The organism is Streptomyces sp. NPDC051064 (assembly GCF_044455985.1).
In the GTDB taxonomy this organism is placed as follows: Bacteria; Actinomycetota; Actinomycetes; order Streptomycetales; family Streptomycetaceae; genus Streptomyces.
Window position 1 is genome coordinate 63,743 of sequence record NZ_JBITFK010000011.1, and the last position, 14,719, is coordinate 78,461.

The 14,719-nt window shown below is 70.2% G+C and carries 13 protein-coding genes; 5 read left to right on the plus strand and 8 right to left on the minus strand.

Annotation, left to right across the window (positions count from 1 at the left end; genetic code table 11):
- Nucleotides 1-84: 84 nt before the first annotated feature.
- Genes ACIBCU_RS32710 through ACIBCU_RS32725 form a run of 4 tightly spaced genes read left to right on the plus strand, consistent with a single transcriptional unit; the run spans nucleotide 85 to nucleotide 3,681 of the window.
- The gene (locus tag ACIBCU_RS32710; RefSeq protein WP_399235867.1) at nucleotides 85-852 is read left to right on the plus strand and encodes a (Fe-S)-binding protein; all 768 of its coding nucleotides are present in this window, start codon (nucleotides 85-87) and stop codon (nucleotides 850-852) included.
- Nucleotides 849-2,399, plus strand: coding sequence for a lactate utilization protein B (locus ACIBCU_RS32715; protein WP_362928321.1), 1,551 nt, complete (start codon nucleotides 849-851; stop codon nucleotides 2,397-2,399). The genes ACIBCU_RS32710 and ACIBCU_RS32715 overlap by 4 nt, the downstream gene beginning before the upstream one ends.
- Nucleotides 2,396-3,031, plus strand: a complete 636-nt coding sequence (locus ACIBCU_RS32720; RefSeq protein WP_399235869.1) for a lactate utilization protein C — start codon at nucleotides 2,396-2,398, stop codon at nucleotides 3,029-3,031. The genes ACIBCU_RS32715 and ACIBCU_RS32720 overlap by 4 nt, the downstream gene beginning before the upstream one ends.
- A 53-nt stretch (nucleotides 3,032-3,084) precedes the next feature.
- Nucleotides 3,085-3,681, plus strand: coding sequence for an HD domain-containing protein (locus ACIBCU_RS32725; RefSeq protein WP_399235870.1), 597 nt, complete (start codon nucleotides 3,085-3,087; stop codon nucleotides 3,679-3,681).
- Between the two features lie 57 nt (nucleotides 3,682-3,738).
- Here ACIBCU_RS32725 and ACIBCU_RS32730 read toward each other — a convergent pair whose 3' ends face one another.
- The 7 genes from ACIBCU_RS32730 to ACIBCU_RS32760 form a co-directional block, all read right to left on the minus strand.
- A complete protein-coding gene (locus tag ACIBCU_RS32730; RefSeq protein ID WP_399236133.1) occupies nucleotides 3,739-4,404 on the minus strand; it encodes a fascin domain-containing protein in 666 nt (221 codons plus the stop codon).
- Nucleotides 4,405-4,781: 377 nt separating this feature from the next.
- Nucleotides 4,782-6,674 (minus strand): DUF2264 domain-containing protein, encoded by a 1,893-nt coding sequence (locus ACIBCU_RS32735; protein WP_399235872.1) that lies wholly within the window; start codon nucleotides 6,672-6,674, stop codon nucleotides 4,782-4,784.
- A complete protein-coding gene (locus ACIBCU_RS32740) occupies nucleotides 6,671-7,699 on the minus strand; it encodes a hydroxyacid dehydrogenase (RefSeq protein ID WP_362928329.1) in 1,029 nt (342 codons plus the stop codon). Before ACIBCU_RS32740 ends, ACIBCU_RS32735 begins: the two co-directional genes overlap by 4 nt.
- Nucleotides 7,700-7,736: 37 nt before the next feature.
- Nucleotides 7,737-8,612: a carbohydrate ABC transporter permease gene (locus ACIBCU_RS32745; protein ID WP_362928331.1), complete on the minus strand. Its 876-nt coding sequence runs from the start codon at nucleotides 8,610-8,612 to the stop codon at nucleotides 7,737-7,739.
- Entirely contained in the window at nucleotides 8,609-9,610 is a 1,002-nt protein-coding gene (locus ACIBCU_RS32750) for a carbohydrate ABC transporter permease (RefSeq protein WP_399235875.1), read from the minus strand. Before ACIBCU_RS32750 ends, ACIBCU_RS32745 begins: the two co-directional genes overlap by 4 nt.
- 47 nt (nucleotides 9,611-9,657) lie before the next feature.
- Nucleotides 9,658-11,025: an ABC transporter substrate-binding protein gene (locus ACIBCU_RS32755; protein ID WP_399235877.1), complete on the minus strand. Its 1,368-nt coding sequence runs from the start codon at nucleotides 11,023-11,025 to the stop codon at nucleotides 9,658-9,660.
- A 101-nt stretch (nucleotides 11,026-11,126) separates the two neighbouring features.
- The gene (locus ACIBCU_RS32760; protein WP_399235880.1) at nucleotides 11,127-12,248 is read right to left on the minus strand and encodes a substrate-binding domain-containing protein; all 1,122 of its coding nucleotides are present in this window, start codon (nucleotides 12,246-12,248) and stop codon (nucleotides 11,127-11,129) included.
- A gap of 141 nt (nucleotides 12,249-12,389) precedes the next feature.
- On the opposite strand from ACIBCU_RS32760, the gene ACIBCU_RS32765 reads away from it, so the two are divergent.
- Nucleotides 12,390-13,154: a sulfite exporter TauE/SafE family protein gene (locus ACIBCU_RS32765; RefSeq protein ID WP_399235882.1), complete on the plus strand. Its 765-nt coding sequence runs from the start codon at nucleotides 12,390-12,392 to the stop codon at nucleotides 13,152-13,154.
- Nucleotides 13,155-13,175: 21 nt separating this feature from the next.
- On the opposite strand, the gene ACIBCU_RS32770 is transcribed toward ACIBCU_RS32765, so the two are convergent.
- Nucleotides 13,176-14,705, minus strand: coding sequence for an amino acid permease (locus tag ACIBCU_RS32770; protein WP_362928341.1), 1,530 nt, complete (start codon nucleotides 14,703-14,705; stop codon nucleotides 13,176-13,178).
- Between the last annotated feature and the right edge of the window lie 14 nt (nucleotides 14,706-14,719).

A 14,719-nucleotide genomic window follows, 5' to 3' on the forward strand; every position in this document is an offset into this window, starting at 1 on the left:
TGTCCTCTGATGGGCGTGCGCACCCTTCCGGAAACGGACGGAGGGTAGTATGGTCCGACCATAACTTGCGATCGGGGAGGCCCCATGCGTATCGGACTCTTCGCCACCTGTCTGGGAGACACACTCTTCCCGGAGGCGGTGAAATCCACCGCGGTGCTGCTCGCCCGCCTGGGCCACGAGGTGGTCTTCCCGCCGGACCAGACCTGCTGCGGACAGATGCACGTCAACACCGGCTACCAGCGTGAACCCGTCCCGCTGGTGCGCAACTTCGCCGAGCAGTTCGGGGACGCCTCGATCGACGCGGTCGTCATGCCGTCCGGATCGTGTGCCGGCTCGGTGCGCCACCAGCACGAGATCGTCGCCGAGCGGTACGGCGACGCCGCGCTCCGCGCCGGGGTCGCCACGGTCAAGGCCAAGACGTACGAGCTCTCCGAGCTGCTCGTCGACGTCCTCGGAGTCACCCAGGTCGGCGCGTACTTCCCGCACCGCGTCACCTACCACCCCACCTGCCACTCCCTGCGGATGCTGCGGGTCGGTGACAAGCCGCTGCGGCTGCTGCGCGCCGTCGAGGAGATCGACCTCGTCGAGCTGCCGGAGGCGGACTCCTGCTGCGGCTTCGGCGGCACCTTCGCCGTCAAGAACGCCGAGACCTCCACCGCGATGCTCCAGGACAAGATGCGCAACATCTCCGCCACGAAGGCCGATGTCTGCTCCGCAGGGGACTCCTCCTGCCTGATGCACATCGGCGGCGGGCTCTCCCGCATCAGGTCCGGTACGCGCACGCTGCATCTCGCCCAGATCCTCGGCTCCACCCGCACCGCGCCGTACGCCCTGATGGAGGCCGCCCGATGAGCACGTTCCTCGGCATGCCCGCCGCCCCGCCCCGCTCCCCGTACGGGACAGGGAACCTCCGGGGGGAGCGTAAGTTCCCCAAGGCCGCCCACGACGAACTGCGCAACGAGCAGCTGCGCCGCAACCTCGGCCGGGCCACCCGCACGATCCGTGCCAAGCGCATCAACGTCACCGGCGAACTCCCGGACTGGGAAGAGCTGCGTGACGCCGGATCGGCCATCAAGACCGACACCATGAACCGGCTGCCCGAGCTGCTCGAGCAGCTGGAGCGGAAGGTCACCGAGCACGGCGGCACCGTCCACTGGGCGCGCGACGGCGTCGAGGCCAACGAGATCGTCACCCGGCTGATCAAGGACACCGGCAGCAGCGACGTGATCAAGGTCAAGTCGATGGCCACGCAGGAGATCGGCCTCAACGAACACCTGGAGGCCGAGGGCATCACGCCCTACGAGACCGACCTCGCAGAGCTCATCGTGCAGCTCGCGCACGACAAGCCCTCGCACATCCTGGTCCCCGCGATCCACCGCAACCGCGACGAGATCCGGGAGATTTTCCTCAAGGAGATCCCCGGTGTCGATCCCGCGCTCGACAACGTTCCCGCGCACCTGGCCGCCGCCGCCCGCGCCTATCTGCGCGAGAAGTTCATGACCACCAAGGTGGCCGTCTCCGGTGCGAACTTCGGCATCGCCGAGTCCGGAACCCTCTCCGTCGTCGAGTCCGAGGGCAACGGCCGGATGTGCCTGACCCTGCCCGACACCCTGATCACCGTGATGGGGATCGAGAAGGTCCTGCCGCGCTTCCAGGACCTGGAGGTCTTCTTCCAGCTGCTGCCGCGTTCCTCCACCGGTGAGCGGATGAACCCCTACACGTCGATGTGGACCGGGGTGACCCCCGGGGACGGCCCGCAGCAGTTCCACCTCGTCCTCCTCGACAACGGTCGCACGGCCGCGCTCGCCGACAAGGTCGGCCGCGAAGCCCTCAACTGCATCCGCTGCTCGGCCTGTCTCAATGTCTGCCCGGTGTACGAACGGGCCGGCGGGCACGCGTACGGATCGACGTACCCCGGCCCCATCGGCGCGGTCCTCACCCCGCAGCTCGCCGGGATGCACGCCGCGAAGGACGACCCCAACAGCTCACTGCCGTACGCCTCCAGCCTCTGCGGCGCCTGTTTCGACGCCTGCCCGGTCAAGATCGACATCCCCTCTCTGCTGGTCGAACTCCGCCACCAGAACACCGAACAGGCCGGCACCACGGCGGAGAAGCTGGCGATGAAGGCCGCCGCCGCCGTGATGAAGTCGCCGAAGATCTACACGGCCGCGCAGAAGGCCGCCTCCCTCAGCCGCTCCGTCGGCGTAGGCGGACGCGACCGCACCATCTCCCACCTGCCCGCACCGTTCGACGGCTGGAGCGACAGCCGCGACACCGCGGCACCGCCCAAGCAGTCCTTCCGCTCCTGGCTGGCCTCCGCCGAAGGCGCGGCCACCATGCGGGATGCCGCGGAGGAGGGCGCCGCCCGGCGCGCCGACGACCACCAGGAGGAACAGTGACGACCACCGCGCGCGACACGGTGCTCGGCCGGATCAGGGATGCCCTGGCCATCGCCCCCACCCCCGGCGTCGAGATCCCTCGCGAGTACCGCACCGGTCGCACCCTCCCGGACGACGAACGTCTGGAGCTGCTGACCGACCGGCTCGTCGACTACAAGGCGCAGGTCCACCCCTGCACCGCCGACCGCACGGCCGAGGTGATCGCCGAGATCCTGCAGGAGCGCGGCGCCCGTCGGATCGGCGTTCCGGACGGCCTGGACGAGCAGTGGCTCACCGCCTACGACGGCGAGATCCAGCGGGACTCGGCGGACATCCCGGCCCCGAGCCTCGACGCGCTGGACGGAGTGGTGACGGCCTCCGCCGTCAGCTGCGCGGAGACCGGCACGATCTTCCTCGACGGGTCGCCCGACCAGGGCCGGCGCGCCCTGTCCCTCGTCCCCGACCTCCACGTCTGCGTGGTCGACCTGTCCTCCGTCGTGGCGGGCGTCCCGGAGGCGGTGGCCCGGCTGGTGCCTCAGAGGCCGACGACACTGATCAGCGGCCCCTCGGCCACGTCCGACATCGAACTGGAGCGGGTGGAGGGCGTCCACGGCCCCCGCACCCTCGCGGTGGTGATCCGTACCGATACCTGAGGGCCCGGGGCGGGGCGGCAGACGGCAGCCGGGCGCGTCAGTAGCCTGAGCCGGTGACACCATCAGGCTTCCTTCACCGGGCCCTGCACGGTCCGGCCGATCCGCCCCTTCGCCTCCTCCCGCCCCCGGTGGCGGAGCTCCTCCGGTCCCTCGGCGCACCGCCGCGGCTCGCCGCCCATCTGCGTGCCGTCCACGACGTGGCGGCCCAGCTTGTCGACTGGACGGAGCGCCGCTACCCGGACATCGCCGTCGACCGGGCGGCCGTGCTGTTCGGCGCGGCGACCCATGACATCGGCAAGACCGTGCACGTCGCCGAACTGTCCGGACCAGGCTCCTCGCACGAGGAGGCCGGGAGGGAACTGCTGCTGGCTCATGGGTTCAGCCCTGACATGGCCCGGTTCGCAGGGACCCACGCCTCCTGGACCGCGCCCGGTGTGACGCTCGAAGACCTGCTGGTGAGCACGGCGGACAAGGTCTGGAAGAACAAGCGCGTCGCCGGACTCGAAGATCTCGTCGTCGCGCGGCTGGCGGAAGCAACCGGAAGGGAGCGCTGGGAGGAATACCTCGCACTCGACGACCTGCTGGTGCACATAGGCGACGGAGCCGAGTACCGGCTCGCGTTCCAGGCCTCCTTCCCCGTGCACCCGTAGAAGCCGCACGTCCCCGGGGCCCGCGACACACGCGGACCCCGGAGACGTGTCAGGGTGTCAGGCGCCGAGGTCGTAGAGGACGAACTCCTCCCAGGCCCCGGTGATGTCGGCCGACCGGGCGCGCAGCACGTACTGGAGCGATCCGGTGTAGCTGTTCTCCATGGTGACGAACAGCCCGTTCAGCGTGGACTGGAGCGCCCAGCGGTCCAGGACCTCGTTGTAGTACAGGACGAACCGTTCCCAGCCGCCCACGCTCGTGGAACGCGCGCGCAGCACGTTCTGTGCGCTGCCGGTGTAGTTCTTCTCGACCGCCACATAGCGGTTGTTCGCCAGGGACTTCATGGCGAACGTCGCCGAGGCGTCGTCCCACTCGAAGGCGAATCCCTCCCATGACCCGCCGACTTCCAGGGAACGGGCCCGCAGTACACCGGTGTTCGGAGCGGAGTAGTTCACCTCGGTGGCGACGAACTGCGCGTTGCGGCCCGACTGCAGGGCTACGAGTTCGGTCTCCCCGGCCGTGGCGGAGACACCCTCACCGGACGCGAACGGGGCCTGCCGGGCGTCTGTCCCCTCGGCGGTACGCGCCAGCTCGGCGCCGTCCACCGCCTCCCAACCGCTGGGCACGGCGGCCGGTCTGTCCACCGCCGGTGCGGCCCCGGCCGCCGGTACGGCCAGCGCGGAGGCCGCAACAAGGGCACTCAGGGAAAGAAAAACGGACGTGATGCGTCGCACAGGGTCTTCCTCACTTGTCGTCAAAGAATTCCGGGCCTGCGGGACAAAGGGTTCGCCATGGTTTCCGGTCGCTTTATCGGCGGATTCGTCGAATGAACGGCACGGCCCAGTCGTGCGCCGTCAGCCGTCTCCACGGCATGGCGGAGCAGCCCCCTGAATTCCCCACCCCGAAACTGCTGTCCACGCCCCTCCCTGGGCGTTTCGGCAGTCGCTCCACCATTCGGCGAAGCGGGCTCAGCGTAACTGTGCGACGTGATCTCCGGAAATGATTTCAGGGGATTCTGTGGAGTTCCGGGAACGGCCCCGTTGTATTACCGGTTCCGCAGTATTCCGTTAAGACAAGTGCAACTCTCCGTTTGCCGAGCGGCTCAGGGAACGTGGGTGACCTCCAGCGGTGCGAAGCCGATACGGGTCGTCGCACCGTCGTCGGCCCAGCGCACCGTGACCGTCTCCCCGTTCACGTCCACTCCGCTCACCGCCGCACCGAGAGGCCCGGTGTCCGCTTCCCCGGTGAGCGAGGCCAGCGCCACCAGCACCTCGGTTCCCTCCACCTCGGCACCCAGCCGGGGCAGCACGGCCCACCGCGTGAACGCCGTGCCCTGCGGAGCGCGTACGTCCTCCTGCTCCGGCCAGCCGTACAGTCCGTGCAACGCGGAACGCACCGGGCCCTGGGGGTCCGTCGCCCAGCCGGTCAGCTCGGCCCGTGTCCCGGCGGGGGCGCCCAGGACCCGGTGCACCCGCAGTTCGTACCTGCCCCGGACGACGGTGACGCTCTCCACCCGCAGCCCCGGTACCGTCGGCGGGCCCTCCGGGAAGACCGGACGGTGCCAGGACGCGGCCCAGCCCCAGCCCTCGCCATGTCCGGCGCCCAGCGGGTGGATGCGGACCCGGCTGCTGCGGGAGCCACCCACTCGCACCGACAGATGGTTGTCCGCGGTGTTCGCGGACGCCGTCGGGCCGGTGGCCGTCGAATACGCGAGGCGCGCGTAGAGCGGGTCCGAGAGGTCCGCCGTCTCGCCCTCGTGCGGCCGGACATGGTCACTGCCGTGATTGTGCAGCCGCACCACGCCGTCCGCCCGTGTCGACTGCACCAGCAGTCCCGGCGACGGGAGCGCCAGTACCCGGTCCGGACCCTCGCTCGGGGCGGGCTCCTCGTCCGCCGTCCACAGCGGATGCTCCGCCGGGGCGAGCAAAGCGACGAAGGCCTTCGACGCCCAGTACGGCGACGACGGACCGGAGTACACCTGGAGCGTCGCGTCGTGCGGCCCGTGCCAGCCCAGGCTCAGTAGACCGTCGTCCCCGGCCGACCCGCGCTCCAGGAAGTACCGCAGCGAACCGCTGATCAGCCGGCGCGAGACGCCCGGAGCCAGAGGGGTGTGCCCGGCCACGGCGCCCATCCCGACCGCCGCCCCCGCCGCGAAACGGTAGGTGAGGGAGCGCCCGAAGTGCAGCGGAGAGCCGTCAGCGCCGAACATCAGCGAGAAGCTCTCCAGATGTTCGCTCAGCCGTGCCCCGTAGTGCGCGGACAGCTCCGCGTCACCCGACAGATACGCGTCCAGCACCGGATACAGGTGCAGCGCCCAGCCGTTGTAGTGGTCGAAGGCGCGCCCGTCCCCGTCGGCGTACCAGCCCTCGCCGCGGTACCAGACCTCCAGCAGGTCGAGCGCCCGCTGCCGGCCCCGGGCCGTCTCCGCGTCGCCCCGCCCCACCGACTCCAGGAACCCGGCGACGGAGAAGGGGAAGAGATACCAGTTGTTGGGCGCGGGAGTGTGCCGCAGGGCGCCCCGCAGCCACTCCTCCGCACGGTCCTGCGTGGTGGCGTCCAGGCGGTCCCACAGCCACGGCCGGGTGAGCCGCAGCCCGATCGCCACCGAGGCCGACTCCACCATCGGCTGGCCGAAGACGGTGTGGTCCAGGATCAGCGGCCAGGACTCGGCGTCGTCGCGCCCGGCCGAACGCGTACCGGCGGTGAGCCCGTCGGCGTACCGCTCCAGCCAGTTGTGCGGATCCTTGCCCTCCGCGCCGGCGACCCGGAACGCGGCGGTGAGGAACGTACGGGCATAGCCCTCCAGGCCGTCGGACCGGACCCCCGAGCGGGAGGGGCGGCCCGGCAGGTCGAGGAGGGCCCGGCCGGGGGTGGCCCACTTCCAGGCGGCGTCCAGCAGTCCGTCCGCCACGGCTTCCCAGTGGTCCCGGGTGTAGCCGGTGTACGGGCTCCGCGCGCGGTCCTCGGAGGGGAGTTGAAAGGGAGTGGAGGTCATGCGAGAAATGCCAGCCTTTCGCGTCGTACGGGATGGGTGAAGCCGTCGCCCGCGGCCCACCGGGCGATCTCGCCGACGGCCAGATCGGCCAGCCGCCGCAGCTCGTTGCCCTGGGAACCCGCGAGATGGGGGGTGATGAGCGCGTTGTCGCAGTCCCACAGCGGATGGCCGGCCGGCAGCGGGTCGGGGTCGGTGACGTCGAGCACCGCCCGGATCCGGCCGGCACGCAGTGCGTCGGTGAGGGCGTCCTGGTCGACGACCGCGCCGCGGGACGTGTTGATCAGGACGGCGTCGGGCCGCATCGAGGCGAGCAGCCCTCGGCTGACCAGCCCTGTGGTGGCGGGCAGCAGCGGGGTGTGGACGCTGACCACGTCGCTCTCCACGAAGAGTCCGGCCAGGGAGACGGGGCGGACACCGAGCCCGGCGGCCTCCTCGTCCGTGACGTACGGGTCGTGGAGCAGCACCTCCAGGTCGTACGGCCGGAGCAGTTCGATCACCCGTCGGCCGATCAGGGAAGCGGACAGAATGCCCACCGTGCGGCGGTAGTTGCCGACACCGGGCGGCATCGCGAGCCAGTTGTCGCGAACGCGGGTGGCCCGGTACTCCCCGGCCCGCTCGATGGCCCGCTTGCCGGACAGCAGGATCATCGCGACGGTGTACTCGGCGACCGGGAGCGCGTTGGCCGCCGCGGCCGACGACACCTCGATGCCCCTGTCCCAGCAGGCGTCGGTGACATGGCCGCGCACCGAGCCCGCCGTGTGCACGACGGCCCGCAGCGCGGGAGCGGCGGCCAGGACACCCGCGTGGATCGGCGGGCAGCCCCAGCCGGTGATCAGGACCTCCGTGTCCGCGAGTACGGCCCTGGCCTCCTCGGTCGTGAAGTCGTCGATCGCGGGCAGGGGCGCGAGATCGCACACCTCGGCCAGCGCCGCCAGGGAGTCGGGGGAGAGCACCGCGGCTGCGGCTTCCGCTCCCATGGCGAGCGCGGCGCGCGGCCGGCGGGGTGCGGGGGGAGTGCTGGGCATGGTTCTCCTGTGCGGTGGTCCGGGCGGGGCGGCGCGGCTACTTGACGGCTCCCGCCGTCAGTCCGGACCGCCAGAATCGCTGGAGCAGGGCGAAGGCGAGGATCAGGGGCAGCACCGCGAGCAGCGAGCCCATGACGACGACGGGGTAGTACTCGGGTGACACGGACGCGGCGCTGTTCCAGGAGTACAGGCCGAGGCTGACCGGATACAGGTCCTGGTCGGAGAGCATCACCATGGGAAGGAAGAAGTTGTTCCAGATGGCGGTGAGCTGGAAGAGGAACACGGTGACCAGACCCGGCCCCAGCATGCGGAGCGCCACCCGGAAGTAGGCGGCCAGTTCGCCCGCGCCGTCCATCCGCGCGGCCTCGAGGACCTCGTCGGGCACGTACCCCTGGCTGAAGATCCGGCCGAGATAGACACCGAACGGATTGAACAGGACGGGGATGAACACCGCCCAGAAGGTGTTCACGAGACCGGCGCCTGAGGCCATCAGATAGAGCGGCAGGGCGAGCACGGTCTGCGGCACCATGACGGCGGCCAGCACCAGGCCGAACAGCTTCTCCTTGTGCGCGAAGCGGTACTTGTCGAAGGCGTAGCCGCAGGCGACGCTGATCAGCGCGCCCAGGGCCGCGCCGAGCACCGCGTACAGCAGGCTGTTGCCGTACCAGCGGCCGTACAGCCCGCCGTCGATGGCGAAGAGGTCCTTCATGTTCTGGACGAAGGAGAAGCCGCTCGTCGACAGGATGTCGCTGCTGAACAGGGCGTCCCTGTCCTTGGTGGAGGCGAGCACCAGCCACAGCACCGGCAGCAGGGTGTAGAGCACCGAGACGAAGACCACCAGGTTGACGACGGAGCGCCCGAGGAGCCGGGGCCGCAGGGGCGAGGCGGTGCGGGTGACGGTCGACGCACTCATCGGGAGCCCTCCTCGGCGGCGTTGGCGCGGTTGGTCCAGCGGGTGACGCCGTAGGAGAGGGCGATCGTGCACAGGAGCAGGATGACCGAGGCGGCCGCCGCGAGACCGTAGTTGTTGCGGGTGAAGGCCGCGTCGTAGATGTACATGCTGGGTGAGAAGCGGGAGTTGATCATCGGGGTCGACTGGCTGAGCAGCATCGGCTCGGTGAAGAGCTGGAGCGCGAAGATCAGCGTGAACATCGCGACCATGACGATCGATGACCGCACCAGCGGGGCCTTCACCTGGAGCGCCGTGCGGACCGGGCCCGCGCCGTCGACGACCGACGCCTCGATGACCTCGCGGGGGACCGCCTGCAGGGCGGCGTAGAACACGACCATGTTGTAGCCGAGGTTGCTCCACAGCGCGATGTTCACGATGGACGGGAGCACCATGTGCACCCCGAGGAAGTCGACCGTGATGTCGGCACTGCCGAGCAGGTCGATGACCGGACTGATGCCGGGGGTGTACAGATACAGCCAGATCAGAGCCGCGATGATGCCCGGCACGGCGTGCGGCAGGAACAGGGCGAGCTGGACGGTGCCCCGCAGGCGGACCACCCCGGAGTCCAGCAGCAGCGCCAGCACGAGGGCGCCGATCACCATCAGCGGGATGTAGACCACGCAGTACAGGGCGACGATGCCGAGACCGCTGAGAAACGTCGGGTCCGCCAGTACGGCGGCGTAGTTGCGGAGTCCGGCGAAGACGGTCCGCTCGGGGCCGAAGCCGAGCCCGGGCTGGTCGTCGCTGAAGAAGCTCAGGTAGACGGCGGTGGCGACCGGGATCAGGAAGACGGTCACCAGGAGGACGAAGAACGGCGTCATCAGGGCGCCGCAGGCGCCGAGTTCGCGACGCCGGGCGGACCTGCGGGCGGTGGGCGCCGGCGCGGCGGCGGCCGGGCTCTCCGGCGACGGCCGGGCGGGGGCGTCCGCCGGTACGGACACAGGGGTGGCGCTGGTCATGGTGTCACCTGCCTCTCTGCTGCTGGGAACGGGATGCGGATCGCCTGTCAGGTGGAGCGCCGGGTGGTGGAGAGACCGAGCGCCTTGAGGTCCGGCATGGTGCCCTCCTCCGCCGCACGGACCGCTCCGAGGATGGAACCCTGGCCTCCGCTCGCCCGCGCCAGTCCGTCCTTCATGAGCCTGCCGGTGGCCGTCATGCGGGGGCCCCAGATCCAGCCCGGGCGGACCTTCTGCGCCTCCTGCTCGAAGAGGGTGTAGATGTCCTGCCCGCCGTAGTAGGCCCGGTCGAAGGCCTTGCGGCCCACGTCGACCAGGCCCGGCGCGGCGGGGTACTGACTGCTCGCACCGCTGGAGAGCCGGGCCCGAAGAGCGTCCGGATGCGAGACCTGCCACTCGATGAACTCCATCGCGGCCTCCGGGTGCGCGCTGTCCTTGGTGATCGCGAAGGTCGAGCCGCCATGGGTCCCGACACCGGGGTCGGCCGGATCCCACTGGGGGATCGGCGCGAGTGCCCACTTCCCCGTCTGCTTCGGCCGGGCCTTCATCTGGGCACCGGCGTCCCACGCGCCGCTGAGCCGGCTGAGCACCAGGCCGTTGCCGATCTGGACATCGCTCTGACGGCTCTCCACCGCGTTCATGAAGACCAGGTCCTGGTCGGTCAGCCGCTGCCAGAAGGCGGACACCCGGCGGGTGGGCGCGTCGGCGAGCGAGACGTTCCAGGCGCCGCCCGCCGTGTCGAACCACTGGGCGCCCGCCTGCCACGCGAACGCGGCGAGGTGCGTGTCACCGTCCGTCGGGAAGAGCGCCATCCGACGGTCACCGCTCCTGCCGCGCACGGTCCTTGCCGCGTCCTCGAAGTCCTCCCAGGTGCGCGGGACGGTCAGCCCGTACCGCTCGAAGAGGTCCGTGCGGTAGTGCAGCACCATCGGTTCTATGTCGAGCGGGACGCTGAACACCCGCTTCTCGAAGGTGGTCAGCCCCAGGGCCTGCGGCAGCAGTTTCGCCCGCAGCCCCTCGCCGACCAGGTCCGTGATGTCGCGGCAGACCCCGTCGATGGCGAAGCCCGGGACCTGCGGGTATTCGAGGGTGGCGATGTCCGGGGCGTTGCCGGCCCGTGCGGCGCTGCTGAGTTTGGCGTAACCGCCCTGGGTCCCCGACGGGACCTGCTGGTAATCGACCTCGATGGTGTCGTGTCCGCGGTTGAACGCGTCCACGACCTCCTGACTGCCCCGCAGGGCGGACCAGAAGGTGATCCGCGTCTTCCTGCCGGTCCTGCTGCTTACGTTCCTGCCGGTACTGCTCGTACCGCCCGATCGTGTGTCTCCGCCACCACCTCCGCAGGCGCTGAGCGCGCCCGTCAGAGGCAGTGCGGCGATCGTGGCGAGCACGGATCGACGGCTCTGTCGACCAGGCATGTGCGCCTCCCGCGGCTCCTGATTCGAGACACGGGAATACTGATCGGCTGATCGGTAGCGGTCAATAGATCGATCAAAAGAAGATTGAAGTGTTCAAACGATCAGTTAGCGGTGCGGGGCAACTCCTGAGTCGATCCGCGCACTTCGAGGCGGGGGAGCAGCTCCACCCGGCGCACCGGGCCGGTGGTCCCGGCCGGGTGCGCCAGCCGGTGCAGGAGCAACTCCGCCGCCGCCCGCCCGATCTCGGCCCTCGGCGGGGCGACCGCGGTGAGTGCGGTGCTGCCCAGCGCCGCGACGACATCGTCGTACGCCACCACGGAGCAGTCCCTCGGCACCCGGATCCCGCTCTCCGCCAGTCGCTGGACCAGCATCAGGGCGTCCTCGTCGCCGTGCAGGACGGCGCCGGTCACACCGCGCTCCCTCAGCAGCGCCGTGAGATCCGGGACCGCTTCCCGTGTGCCGGGTTCCCCGGGGCCCGCGTTCGGGGAGCTGAGCACCACGGACCAGTCCTCCACCTCGGGCCGGGAGGCGGCTATGTCGGTGAACGCGGAACGTATGGAGCGCGCGGTCGGGCTGTCGTTCCTGGCGGCGAGGACGAGCCGGCGGTGGCCGAGCGAGATCAGGTGGTCCACGGCCAGGTGGATGCCGTACCAGTGGTCGGAACACACCGAGTCCAGGGCGTGCAGCCCGCTTCCGGGCCGGGGCCGCCGCTCCATCAGGACCGTCGGCACCTCCAGTTCGGCGAGCCAGCCGTAGTCCGCCTCCTCGCCCGCGGCGCTCCGCCACCGGGGGGCGATCAGCAGGCCGCGAGCCCCGCCTGCCAGCGCCCGCTCCACCTGCGGCCGTTCCGCGCCGGCCGCCTGTGGGGCGATGTGCAGGGTGATCCGGGACCCGGCCTCCTCCAGGGCGGTCCTGGCGCCGTGCAGGGTCTCGTAGAGATACGAATGCCGCTCCGGTACGACCAGGGCGATCGCGGCCCCTTCCCCGGCCGGCTCCCCGCCACGGGCCGCCGGCACGGCCGTGGCCGGGCCGGCGTCCCCCATCGGCCGGACCACCCCGTGCCCGCGCCGCAGCATCCCCGTCCTGGCCAGCTCCTCCACGTCCCGCCGCAGCGTCACCGCCGAGACGTCCAGCTCGTCGGCGAGCGAACTCACCTTGACGGCACCGCGTGCGTGCACCACCGCGAGAATGCGCTTGCGCCTCAGCTCAACCGGCTCCCGCATGCTGGCCCCCTTGCCTACCGCTGTGCGATGTTCGTTTGAACGTTTCGAGTGATCGCAGCATAGCGAGGGCCGCCACTCGAGGGCTCACAGGATGGAACGATGATCCGCCGAGAGGAAGACGTGTCTACCATCTGATCCGGAATGGACACCATCACACTGTGGCCACTGGCCGCGCTCGCGGCGGCATCCCTGCTCGTCGGCTTCTCCAAGACGGCCGTCAGCGGCGCCAACACGATCAGCCTCGCGGTCTTCGCGGCCGTACTGCCGGCCCGCGAATCGACCGGAGTTCTGCTCCCGATCCTGATCGCCGGTGACATCCTCGCTGTGCTGGTCTACCGCCGGCACGCCCACTGGCCCACACTGCTGCGGCTCTTCCCCGCCGTCGCCGCGGGCGTGGTGGCGGGCACGGTCTTCATGCTGTGGGCCGACGACGAGGCCGTGGCCCGCTCCATCGGTGCGATCCTGCTCTTCATGGCGGGCGTCACCCTCTGGCGTCGGCGCGCCCGTCCCCGGCCGCCCGCGGAGGAGGAGACGGGCGGACCCTCGCGCGGCGGGCGCCTCAAGGCCCGGACCTACGGGGTGCTGGGAGGCTTCACGACCATGGTCGCCAACGCGGGTGGCCCCGTGATGTCGCTCTATCTGCTCTCCGCGGGATTCCGGAAGCTCGGCTTCCTGGGGACGTCGGCGTGGTTCTTCCTGATCGTCAACACGTCCAAGGTGCCCTTCAGCGTGGGACTCGGCCTCATCGACGCGCAGTCGCTGATGCTGGACGCGGCCCTGGTGCTGTTCGTCGTCCCGGGTGCCTACCTCGGCCGTGCCTGCGTCGGCCGGATCAACCAGAAGCTCTTCGACCGGATCGTCATCGGAGCCACCGTCCTGGGCGGCCTCCAGCTGCTGCTGCGCTGAAGACCGCCCGGGGGGCGGATGTCAGACGATGCCCTCGGCGATCTCCGCCTGCTCACGGGCGTTCCCGTACGCGGCCGGTGTGCTGTACGAACGGCGCGCGACGAACCACCACACCGTGGCCAGGACCAGCACGGCGACCAGGGCGATCGACGCGTAGTTCATCGAGTCGATCGTCACCGGCGAGGACTGCGGCAGCAGGAAGAGCACCGTCACCACGGCGACCCACACCACGGCGATCCAGCCGATCGGCTTCGACCAGCGGCCGAGGTGCCAGGGGCCGCGCTGGAAGCGGTCCCCGGCGCGCAGCTTCAGGTAGATAGGGATGGCGTACGCGGGTGTGATCCCGATGACGTTGATCGCCGTGACCGCGCCGTACGCGGTCGCGGAGTACAGCGACGGCACCGCCAGCAGCGCCGCGACACCGACGGAGAGCCACACGGCGGGCACCGGGGTCTGCGTACGCGCGCTCACCTTGCGCCACAGCGCCGAGCCCGGCAGCGCGTTGTCCCGGCTGAAGGCGAAGACCATCCGGCTCGCGGCCGCCACCTCCGCGTTGCCGCAGAACAGCTGGGCCGCGATGACGATCAGCAGCATGGCGGTGGCGCCCGCCGTCCCCAGCGAGTCGATGAGGATCTGGGCGGGCGGGACCCCGGTGGCACTGTTCTGGGTGCCCGCGTAGTCCTGGATGGCGAAGGTCAGTCCGGCCAGCAGAACGAAACCGGCGATCCACGAGACCCAGATCGCGCGGACGATGCCCTTGGCCGCCGTCACCGAAGCGTTCGAGGTCTCCTCGGACAGGTGGGCCGAGGCGTCGTAACCGCAGAAGGTGTACTGCGCCAGGAGCAGACCGATCGCCGCCACATAGATCGGGTTCTCCCAGCCGGTGTCGTTGACGAACTCGGTGAAGACGAACGACGGCGACTGGTGGTTCGCGGGCACGATCGCCAGCACCGTCACGATCACGGCGACACCGGCCAGGTGCCACCAGACGCTGATCGAGTTGAGCACACTGACCAGGCGCACCCCGAAGAGGTTCATCACGGCGTGCAGCAGCAGGATGCAGAGGAAGATCACCATCGTGGAGCCGGGGGTGGGATCGAACCCCCACTGCAGATTGAGCAGGGCGCCCGTGAACAGCGCAGCCCCGTAGTCGATGCCGGCGATCGCGCCCAGCAGACCGAGCAGGTTCAGCCACCCGGTGTACCAGCCCCACTTACGGCCACCGAGCCGGTCGGCCATGTAGTAGAGGGCCCCGGACGTCGGGTAAGCGCTGGTGACCTCTGCCAGGGCCATGCCCACGCAGAGCACGAACAGGCCGACGCCGGCCCAGCCCCAGAGCATCACGGACGGGCCGCCGGTCGACATGCCGAAGCCGTACAGCGTCATGCAGCCGGAGAGGATCGAGATGACGGAGAAGCTGATCGCGAAGTTGCCGAAGCCGCCCATGCGACGTGCCAGCACCGGCTGATAGCCGAGCTCGCGCAGCCGCTGCTCTTCGTCCTTGTGCGGCGTGGGCTCCGTGCTCGACGGGGTCGAGGCGGATATGGACATGGAGACGACCTCCA